Annotated in this window: 9 protein-coding genes and 1 pseudogene; 4 read left to right on the top strand and 6 right to left on the bottom strand. The window is 48.3% G+C overall.

Translation table 11 applies throughout. From position 1 onward, the window contains the following. Positions 1 to 267: 267 nt before the first annotated feature. Complete coding sequence (locus tag RMO35_RS14160; RefSeq protein WP_396135672.1) at positions 268 to 1,599, top strand: cytochrome P450; 1,332 nt, start codon at positions 268 to 270, stop codon at positions 1,597 to 1,599. Positions 1,600 to 1,791: 192 nt separating this feature from the next. Here RMO35_RS14160 and RMO35_RS14155 read toward each other — a convergent pair whose 3' ends face one another. From RMO35_RS14155 to RMO35_RS14130, 6 genes are all read right to left on the bottom strand, one after another. After that, entirely contained in the window at positions 1,792 to 2,955 is a 1,164-nt protein-coding gene (locus RMO35_RS14155; RefSeq protein WP_309741953.1) for an LptF/LptG family permease, read from the bottom strand. A 36-nt stretch (positions 2,956 to 2,991) separates the two neighbouring features. After that, the gene (lptB, locus tag RMO35_RS14150) at positions 2,992 to 3,720 is read right to left on the bottom strand and encodes an LPS export ABC transporter ATP-binding protein (RefSeq protein ID WP_309741952.1); all 729 of its coding nucleotides are present in this window, start codon (positions 3,718 to 3,720) and stop codon (positions 2,992 to 2,994) included. Positions 3,721 to 3,757: 37 nt separating this feature from the next. Then, positions 3,758 to 4,495 (bottom strand): LptA/OstA family protein, encoded by a 738-nt coding sequence (locus RMO35_RS14145; protein WP_309741951.1) that lies wholly within the window; start codon positions 4,493 to 4,495, stop codon positions 3,758 to 3,760. 3 nt (positions 4,496 to 4,498) lie between these two features. Further along, complete coding sequence (locus RMO35_RS14140) at positions 4,499 to 4,915, bottom strand: hypothetical protein (RefSeq protein WP_309741949.1); 417 nt, start codon at positions 4,913 to 4,915, stop codon at positions 4,499 to 4,501. A 147-nt stretch (positions 4,916 to 5,062) separates the two neighbouring features. Next, positions 5,063 to 6,784, bottom strand: a complete 1,722-nt coding sequence (gene hmpF, locus RMO35_RS14135; protein ID WP_309741948.1) for a pilus motility taxis protein HmpF — start codon at positions 6,782 to 6,784, stop codon at positions 5,063 to 5,065. 362 nt (positions 6,785 to 7,146) lie between these two features. Further along, complete coding sequence (locus RMO35_RS14130; protein WP_309741947.1) at positions 7,147 to 7,440, bottom strand: hypothetical protein; 294 nt, start codon at positions 7,438 to 7,440, stop codon at positions 7,147 to 7,149. Positions 7,441 to 7,540: 100 nt separating this feature from the next. Here RMO35_RS14130 and RMO35_RS14125 point away from each other — a divergent pair, with 100 nt between their 5' ends. The 3 genes and pseudogenes from RMO35_RS14125 to RMO35_RS14115 form a co-directional block, all read left to right on the top strand. Beyond that, positions 7,541 to 7,906 carry a response regulator gene (locus RMO35_RS14125; RefSeq protein ID WP_309741946.1) on the top strand — a complete coding sequence of 122 codons (366 nt, stop codon included), beginning with the start codon at positions 7,541 to 7,543 and terminating at the stop codon, positions 7,904 to 7,906. A gap of 10 nt (positions 7,907 to 7,916) precedes the next feature. Next, positions 7,917 to 8,447, top strand: coding sequence for a chemotaxis protein CheW (locus tag RMO35_RS14120; protein ID WP_309741945.1), 531 nt, complete (start codon positions 7,917 to 7,919; stop codon positions 8,445 to 8,447). Between the two features lie 249 nt (positions 8,448 to 8,696). After that, positions 8,697 to 9,877, top strand: a pseudogene (locus RMO35_RS14115) (hypothetical protein); the annotation flags it as partial.

Here is a 9,877-nt window from a genome sequence, read left to right as displayed (position 1 = left end):
CCAAGAGTTGTTATCCAGCCAAGTGAGTTGCATAAAAATTTTAGATCTGACACTATTGTTTATATAATTTAACACTGTGACGATCGAGATTGCTATGGGCTAGCTATTCGGGTTAAATCGAGAGGTAACATTTCTGAAAGTCTTATGGGCGTGATTAAATATAGACAGAAGATGAGCAACCTTGGTATCTTGGTGCGTTATCTAGAAGTCTTCGGTGCGTTATCCTTCGGAGTAACACACCCTACCTGCTACATTATTATTATTCTGATGACGATCGAACAACCCGCTACATCGGCTTTACCATTACCGCCGGGAACATCTGGCTTGCCTTGGATTGGCGAAACGATCGCCTTTTTGACCGATCCGGATTTTGCCAACAAGCGCCGCCAACAGTATGGAGAGATCTTTCGGACGCATCTGGTCGGGCGTCCGACAGTGGTGATGAGCGGTGCAGCGGCAAATAAATTTATTTTAGCGACTAATTTTGATAAATTTTCCTGGCGCGATGGTTGGCCGGATAATTTTAAGGAATTATTGGGAGCATCGTTATTTTTGCAAGAGGGAGCCGAGCATCAGCGCAATCGGAAGTTATTGATGCCCGCTTTTCACGGTAAGGCATTGACGAACTACGTCACGACGATGACCGAAATTACCGATCGATATCTGACAAAATGGGAGCAAATCAGCGATTTAACTTGGTTTCCCGAACTCAAAAATCTCACCTTTGAAATTGCGAGTGTATTACTGATTGGTAGCGAGCCAGGTGCGGAAACGACCGAGTTGAGTCGGTTATTTACCGAACTGACAAATGGCTTATTTACGATCCCACTCAATTGGAGCTATACGACTTATGGACGGGCGATCGCGGCACGGGATAAATTGCTAGCCCACATCGAGCAAGTTGTCTTAGAGCGGCAGCAGCAGCCCTCTCAGGATGCGTTGGGATTACTAGTCCAAAGTCAGGATGAGGAGGGCAATCGGTTGAGTGTTGCCGAACTCAAAGTTCAGGCACTACTATTATTATTTGCCGGACATGAGACGACAACTTCGCTGGTTGCCTCGCTCTGTCTAGCGCTAGCCCAACATCCCGAAATTCTAGCCACAGCTAGAGCGGAACAGGAGCGAATCGGGCGAGATACACCGATCTCGATCGAGAGTTTAAAGCAGATGACTTATCTCGATCGAGTCTTGCGAGAAGTCGAGCGGATGTATCCACCCGTAGGCGGTGGTTTTCGGGGGGTAGTTACAGAGTTTGAATTTAACGGCTATCGCGTGCCGAAAGGTTGGCAAGTACTGTATCGGATTCCCGAGGCGCATTTCGATCCGGAAGTTTATCCCGAGCCTAATTCTTTCGATCCGGAACGGTTTAATCCCGATCGTTATGAATATAAGCCGTCAGATTATACATTCGCTACTTATGGCGGTGGCTCCAGGATCTGTATCGGCATGGCATTCGCCCAGATGGAGCTGAAAATCATTGCCGCGATGTTATTGCGCCGCAATTGTTGGGAACTAGTACCCAACCAAAATCTCACCCTCGATCCGATTCCGACACTCCATCCCCGCGATGGTTTAAAGGTTAAGTTTTACAAGTTGTAGCTGTTGCCATATTTGTTAGGACAGTCAGTGCAGGTTAGGGATATTTGCTCGGCTCTAGTACCGCCAACGATTGAAATCGTGGCTCGTATTGCAAAGTCCGCCTACGCGGACTAATTTAATAGTCCGCGTTGGCGGACTTCGTATCATTAGCCGAGACTTCAGTCTCCAGGCTACCCCGATCCCGAACTCACGCTACTTAGCCGCCTGAGCGACCAACCAACCGCCGATGGCGACCCCGATAAAATTTGGTAGCCAGCCAGCCAAAAATGGAGAAATAATCTCAGCTTGACCAAAAGCGGCACAGACAAACATCAGTAAATAATAGCCAAAAATCAGCAGCACGCTCACCCCAAAACTCGTCGCCTTGCCAGTGCGCTGGGGACGAATGCCCATCGCCGAACCCATTAACCCAAAAACCAGACACACAAATGGGAAAGCTAGTTTACTCTGGATTTTAACAGCCAAAGACACAATTTTTTTGCGATCGCCGCTGAGTTTAATTTCGTCGGCATAGTTCATTGCTTCACCGATACTCATATCCTCGGGATTTTTATCGACTGCTGCAAAGTCCAAGGGCGAACTGGGCAATTGTAACCCTTGACGTTTAAAGTTAAAAAAGTTGCTGACTGAGGCATTTGGTGAAATTAGATACACCGTGCCATTATAAAAGTCCCAAGTATTTTTAATAGGATCGAGTACCGCAGACTGAGCATTAATAATTTTACTCAATCCTTTATCTTGTTGAGAGCGATCGATAATAGTTAACCCGGTCATGGTTTTGCCATCAAATTTCTCGGCATAAAACAGCCACTCTAGCACCTGTTCTTTTTTGCCATCGCGATCGACTTCTTTAAAAATCGGTCTGACAATATTATCGGTATTAAATGTCGGTTTATCCTCTTTTAAAGCTTGTGATAGAGTCGTCGCGGCTTTTTGGTTGGCGATCGGGACGATCGATTCGCTAAAGACAAAGGTAATCCCCGTTACGATGACGCTCAAGACTACTGCTGGCAAAATTAAGCGATAGACACTCAGTCCACAGCTCCGAAAGGCAATCATTTCGCTATCTGCGGAAAATCGCCCATAGGTCATCATCCCGGCGAGTAATAAGGACATCGGGAAAGAATAGACCACAAATAACGGCATTTTCAGCGCCATTACTTCGATCGCGACGGTAATCGGCAACCCAACTTCAGCTATTTTTCGCACGAGGTCAAATAAACCACCAATTGCTAAAACGATCGAAGAAAATGCCCCCACACCGAATAAAAATGGCAAGAGTAGTTGGGTGAAGATATAGCGATCTAGCACCGAAACACCTGGTAGTAAAACTCGCGAGAGACTGAAATTTCTCATGCCGATCGTGCTAAACTTAGAGTACAAAAAAACTGCTTAAACTTGAAAACTAGTACCTAAATAATATTGCCGCACTAAGGGATTAGCATACATTTCTTCACTGCTACCAGAGGCAAATACCTGACCTTCTCGCATGATATATGCGCGATCTGTCACTGCTAATGTTTCGCGGACATTGTGATCGGTAATCAAGATGCCCATATTGCGATCGCGTAATTTGGCAATAATCTTTTGAATTTCGGATACCGCGATCGGATCGACCCCCGCAAATGGTTCGTCTAAGAATAAAAATTTCGGCCCACTCATCCCTGCTGCCAGCGAACGGGCGATTTCAGTCCGGCGGCGTTCGCCTCCCGAGACGCGATTACCCAGAGTATGAGCAACTTTCTCCAAATTGAATTCGGCGATCAAATCCGTTAACCGCCGATCCCAGAGTTTGCGCGGCACATTGGTTTGTTCCATCACTAGCAAAAGATTATCCGTCACACTCAGGCTCCGAAAAATACTCGCTTCCTGCGCCAGATAGCCAATCCCCAATCGCGCCCGCTGGTGAATCGACAAACTCGTAATATCTTCGTCATCGAGCCAAACTTTGCCCCGATTGGGCTTTTCTAGCCCGGTCGCGATATAAAATGTAGTGGTTTTCCCGGCACCATTCGGCCCGAGCAACCCGACAATTTCACCCTGCGCGACTGACAGACTGACACGATTGACAATATTCCGCTTCCCGTAGGATTTATGAATGTTTTCGAGGATAATCTTCACGGGATCGATTGGTGGCGAACGGGCGCACCCCTGCTAACTACTGCTTGTTATTAGTGTCGGGAACGACATAGATAGATTGCACGGGCACCCCAGGTTTTTGTTTGGCGATAAATTGCCCTCGATCGATGAGATAAGTAATCGTCTCACCTTGGAGACTGCTGCCATTTTGAACGACTAGGACATTCCCCGACAGGACAATTTGCCTGCCTTTGATATTATATTGGGCGGTATTCGCCCGCGCTTGGAGCTTTTTGTCGGGGTAGCTGAGTCGGACATTGCCGCTGGCGGTGACTAATTCGGTTTTGGTATTGGCTTCTTGGGTATTAGAAAAGATTGTCAACCCTTTACCGCCTTGTGTGGGGGTGACATAGTTGCTGCGAACTTGTTGTTTGGCTTTAGGATTGGCGATAAATCTCCCTTCATCGATGAGATAAGTGACGCTTTCGCCTGCTAGAGTGCTGCCCTGTTGAGCGATTAAGACATTCCCCGCCAGCACGATGCGTTTTTGCTTGATAAAGTATTGAGCGAGATCGGCTCTAGCGCGAATGTTGCGGCTGGGATAGCGCAATTGGACATTTCCTCTAGCTGTGACAATTTCGGTTTGAGAATTGGCTTCTTGGGTGTCTGCTTGGATGGATAGTCCTTGGGGGTTGGGCTGTTGAGCTTGAACTGGGGTTTGGATCGGTAAGGACGGGACGACCGCCATCAGCGCCGACAGCACGAGCAGCCAGCGCCAATCGAGATAGCGATCGAGTAGAGAAGTTAAGCGTTGCATGTATTAAATCTTATCTGGAATTGGTAGTCCCGATCGACCGACGCGCAAAAACTTCATTGGGGAGTCTCGATAAAGACTTTTTTTGCGATCGAAATCCCTTGCCCTCACCCCCAGCCCCTCTGTCTTGACGCACACAAACGGGAGGGAACCTCCCGTTCGATGCGCCGCTGTCTTGACCCAAACGCACGCTGAGGGAACCTCAGCGCGATTTGGGTCGCTCCCAAGCTTGGGAGCGATTAGCGCACGCCTCTGTTTCCCGACGGGTAAGCGAATCAGCGACGCGCTCATCACGGAGGTTCCCTCCAGGTCGAGCGCGTCAAGACAAGACAGAGGGGAGCCAGAGCCGGAGGCGATGGCGGGGTGATGGCAAGATGGTAGGTTTTCCAAATCGGATTTGGGATGAGTTAGATCTATGCTCATTGACGCGTTGAATTTCTGATAAGTTTCGCACTACTAGCGCGATTGAGTGAGCGCGATCGAGATCGACGCAAAAAATGCCCCCGACTTCGATTAGAAGTTGGAGGCAGCATGACTTAAGGAATAATAAGTGGTGTGAATCTAGAGATACTAACTTTCCATCGGCAAACCATGAACGAGATTATTGAGGAGAGATTCGATATGCTGCATCGCTTGGTGATTTTCGGGTCGGTCTTCGACAGTATCCGCCAATCCTGCCAATTGCTGCTTGAAGGTATCGATACTATCTTGTAATGGCTGCACGATCTGCTCGTACAAACTAACTTTGGCAACTAGTTCGGTGGCTAGCTGTTTGGTTGCCAGATGCTGCTGTTCGAGGGCTTGCACCTGTTTGGACTCCTGGAGATAAGCCTCGACTTGGAGTTCGATTTTGGACTTAGTTTGGGCGATCGTCTGCCGGAGATTTTCGATCTCTGTTTCCATTTGCGTCACTTCAGTCTGCTGCTGCTGGCGCTGCGCGTCCAACAATTTGAGGACGGATGCCCATTCAACTTGAGAGCGTTCGGAAGCTTCCGGGGGATGACCTTGACGTTGGCGCAATACGCGCGTGTGGATTTGCAAGAAAGTTTGGCGTTCCCGCATGGTTTGGCGCTGACCGTCGAGGGTACGATCGAGCATCTGATAGCCATCGCGTTCGTCGGCGAGATCGGCTTCGAGTTTGAGTTTGTCAAATTCGTTAGCTGCTAGAATGGCTTGTTGCAGTTCGTCGATCGCTTCTTGTTTTTCTTGCAGTTCTTCCTCTTCTAGATGGACGAAATGGACAGATCGATCGACTTCTGTTTGCAGATTTTCGACAATTGTTTGTAATTGACCGATCGGCATTGCTTCCAATTGTTCGAGATCGATCTGGACATCGCCCACATCAGCACTGCCACCTTTGGACATCAAATAAATCTTGTGATAGTTTTCCTGTTCGAGATCGATGCGAGCTGTCAATCGCTGCACGTATTCTTGCTGCATACTCAGTGTATGCTGCTGCACTTCCCATGCCGTTTGGGTTTCTTCGAGGGAAGTTTGTAACTCTTGCAATTGCTGTTTGCTACGATCGATCTCCTGTTGCTGACGATCGAGTTCGGCTTGAGTTGCGGTGACTTGTTGTTGTTGGTAACTAAGTTGGTGCCAATGTTGACCGATTAACTCTTGTTGCGCTTCGATCGCGGTGGCGGTTGCTGCCAATTGTTGGGGATCGATCGCCCGGGCGGTACCGCCCAATTGTTGGACAGCCGCCCGAATTTCATCGACTTGGCTTTCGCTCAAGGATGTCCCCATCGACTGCTGTTGGAGATCGAGATGCTGCTCTTTGGCGCGCAACTGTTCCCATTGAGTCGCGAGTTCGGCGCGGGATTGCTCGTGTTGTTCGAGCGTCGATTCTAGTGCTTGCGCTTCTTGAGTGAGCCTGTCGAGTTCGGCGCGCGTTTGTTCTAAACCTTCTTCGCGAACATAGATTTCCTCTTGGCGCAGTTGTAACTGCTGAGTTTGTAAGTTCAGCGATTGTCGCCAGCTCTCAATTTCATCGGCTTCCTTCTTATATTTTTCAATTTGCCGCGAGAGATTTTGAAGAATGCCCACGAGCTGTTTGCCAGCATCGCGTAACTGCGACTGAATTTGGCGATTGGCATTCATATCGACCAATACTAAGACCCCAGGATTGTAGTTGTTCGCCTCATCCGGCGCGGCAACTAATTCTTCCCCCGGAATCGCACTCCAATTTTGTTCGGTACGTTGACAAGCCAGTAATTTGAGTTCGGTCTTACTGCGACCGCTAATATTAAACCCCGATTTTGGCTTTTGGATTTCTGCTAGATACAACACGTTATTATTCCCTTGTCTTATATAAATAAATTTAGGTTCTTGCTGAGCGTACAGAAATTGAATAAGTTAATCCATCTTATAAATCTGAGCAAACAGCGAGTTTGAGTGATGTCGAGGATTACTCAACAGTTAATGGGGTGGGAACCCGATCTACTTCCCATCCAGCTTTGACTGCGCCAGATCCGTTCGCGGAGCGTCTGTGAGGAAAATGTTGTCAGTGCGCCAATGCTGGATCGACACGTCCAGAGTCAATGGAACTCCCCGCTGCGATCGCGGCGACTGGAGATCGCGGTTCCGAGTCGAGCAGTGTCATCACTAACAACTATATATACATCCACTGCCAACTGTCATCAGCACAAAACTCAACTGATTTTTTCAGCGATCTTGGAAACAATGCAACAAACTGGTGAATGTGTGGGAAAACTGAATGTAGAGGAGATTTGTCTTTGGTGCGATCGCCACAGTGTTATCTCCACCACCGCGATTACATTAGCAACAGTGCTAACGTAGACGCGCTCCCAATCCGCTGCGAGCTTTGTGTCAAATGCCCCGATCGATCCCAGCGCCGCTATGTGCCGCTCTTGGGTGGGGTGTTCGATCGTCGTTAAGACGACGCGCAAGCTGCGGCTCAGACGACCTCCAGCGCCATGTTTCATAAGTATTGATTATGCAATTTAAGTTGTATGTTTGACAATTACTATAAATTACTGATGTTTACTGGCTTCATGTCCATTTAACCCATCGATTAGCAGATATATGAAAACAGTTCTAGTTGTGGATGATAGTACCGCTCAGCGGGAAATGATCAAAGAGCTACTCCAAGCTAGTGGAATGACGGTAAACGTTGCGACAGATGGCGAACAAGCTGTAGCAGTCGCACTGGAAATCGTCCCCGACATCGTGGTGCTCGATGTAGTCATGCCCAAAATGAATGGTTATGAAGTTTGCCGGACGCTCAAATCCCATCCGAAAACTCAAGACGTCCCAGTAATTTTGTGCAGCTCTAAGAGTGAGGATTTCGATCGACATTGGGGAATGCGCCAAGGCGCAGATGCTTATGTCTGCAAGCCTTTTGAGCCAATAGAATTGCTCACTACCATCAAACAGTTATTGCGAAATTAGGATAGGGCTAATGGTTCTCAATTTAGATTTTTTGACCAGTGACGAGACTCCTGACAATAACGATGTCAATGCGGGTAGCCGCGATGGAGAATTGTGTTTGCGCTTTGATGTCCCGTCGGGTAATGAGTTTGCACTACCTGCTTCTGGCGTCCGCGAAGTAATGTCGGTCTATTTCGATCGGATTACGCCAATTCCCAATGCTTCACCTTTTTTACTCGGGACGTATAATTGGCGCGGTCAGGTAATTTGGGTCGCCGACCTCGGCCAATTTTTAGGCGATAGCGTCTTGGTTAATCCCGACCAGAATGAGGTGTCTGTCTTGATTGTGGAAGAACAAGAGCTAGTGATGGGTTTTGCCGTCCGGGCGGTTGCCAACACCGAATGGTTAGATCTCGACCGGATGCTGGCTCCAGACCCCCAGATGCCTGCGGCGATGAATGGTTTTATCAGAGGAGTTTACCCGGCAACTGGCTCGGAAACCTCGCCCCTGCGGTTACTCGATCGAGTCGCTATTCTCCGCTCTTCTCACTGGACTATTTAAACGCAGTTTTATTACTCACAAGGACAGCTCTAATTCGCTGAAGATCGAGCCATTCGTTCGCGTAGCGTCGGCTTTGCCGAATCGAGATTACAGTTATTTTTATCGTTGAAAATATGATGAATCCTGAATTTATCCAAGTCCGGAGCAGGCAACGCGCGATCGCCGCATAAAACTTATAAAAAACACCCTTAATTCCTAAACTTAGTCAGTTATTGACACAGCACCAAAATGATTTCTAACCCCGATCGTATGCAAGACTATACTCAAGATTATCAATTAGCAGAAGCAGCTTACCTCCAAGGTAACTATGAGAAAGCTGCCACAATTATCGACACGCTCGTCGCCAAGTTTCAGGACGATCCTAGCGTCCGACTACTGCGGGGTCACATCTATTGCTATGGACTGTATCAATATGAAATTGGTAAAAAAGAGTATGAATATGTCATCAAAATTTCTACCGATGATGAGTTCCTCCAATTCGCACATAGCGGCTTAGAATATGCTAATTCTTGTTTGAGTCAAATGGGCGACCTTACCAGTCAGTCGCAATTTAATGGCGGTGATTCGGGCGGGCATTATCGCGATACTAGTGCTGATTCTGCTGAGTTACTAACGTGGCGACAACCAGAAGATCTCACTGCTGATGAAGACTTTGACTTAGCAGCGCTCAACTTTAATGTCGATATGTCAGGGCAACTATTCCCCAGTCAGGCAACGGACTTTTTTACCGCCGAAACTCACACCCCCAGTCAGAAGTCATCACAAGTGGCCACCGGGTTCTATAATAACGAACAAGAGACACTCACAGATGCCTTCGCCTTTGGGTACGATCGTCCTAACGAAGATCCCAGCCACCAGCTATTTAAAGACGTGCCACTGGCAACAAGTGTTGAAGCCGCAGACGATACGGGCTTTTTCAATATTTCCCCAGCCGCACATCGAGCGTTTGCCACCTTCGATCCAGACCGACCTGACGATGAAAAAGCTGCTCAGCCTAGCAGTACCGCAGCACCTGTGATGGAGAAGTTATCGCAACCCCTGGCAGCCGAAGATCGTCCGACGATGATTGTCTCAGCCCAGAGTAGTGCGGCACCAGTCGATCGGTCTGACGATCGGGCTGCGGTGGAGTTCGACCCTCAGCCTGTACCTCAAATTGAATTTTCCGTCGAAGATATCTCTGATGCTCTCAATGAAATTAGTGGTGCGCTACCGATGGCTTGGCCGCCAACCGCTCAATCGTCAGACCCGGCTAATTGGATGAGTGAGAACTCCTACCCCGAAAACAACCCCGACGATCTCGCCAACCAGCAGGCAGACGATCGGGAATTTGATGTCGCTCAAGTTTTCCAAGAAGCGTTTCAGCCGCAAGCAGGCATCCAAAATCCGGCTAATTTAGCTGAATCTCCATTTGCCACCAGCGAACAGCAACT

The sequence above is a fragment of the Chamaesiphon sp. OTE_20_metabat_361 genome, from assembly GCF_031364565.1.
Note: the sequence above shows the minus strand (reverse complement) of the source record. Positions and strands in the feature narration are given on the sequence as shown.

What these genes read in the sequence shown, in the direction of transcription:
- RMO35_RS14160 (WP_396135672.1), top strand. Translation starts at nt 268, where the DNA reads ATGACGATCGAACAACCCGCTACATCGGCTTTACCATTACCGCCGGGA.
- RMO35_RS14155 (WP_309741953.1), bottom strand. Translation starts at nt 2,955, where the DNA reads ATGAGAAATTTCAGTCTCTCGCGAGTTTTACTACCAGGTGTTTCGGTG.
- RMO35_RS14145 (WP_309741951.1), bottom strand. Translation starts at nt 4,495, where the DNA reads ATGCAACGCTTAACTTCTCTACTCGATCGCTATCTCGATTGGCGCTGG.
- RMO35_RS14140 (WP_309741949.1), bottom strand. Translation starts at nt 4,915, where the DNA reads ATGAGCATAGATCTAACTCATCCCAAATCCGATTTGGAAAACCTACCA.
- RMO35_RS14130 (WP_309741947.1), bottom strand. Translation starts at nt 7,440, where the DNA reads ATGAAACATGGCGCTGGAGGTCGTCTGAGCCGCAGCTTGCGCGTCGTC.
- RMO35_RS14125 (WP_309741946.1), top strand. Translation starts at nt 7,541, where the DNA reads ATGAAAACAGTTCTAGTTGTGGATGATAGTACCGCTCAGCGGGAAATG.
- RMO35_RS14120 (WP_309741945.1), top strand. Translation starts at nt 7,917, where the DNA reads ATGGTTCTCAATTTAGATTTTTTGACCAGTGACGAGACTCCTGACAAT.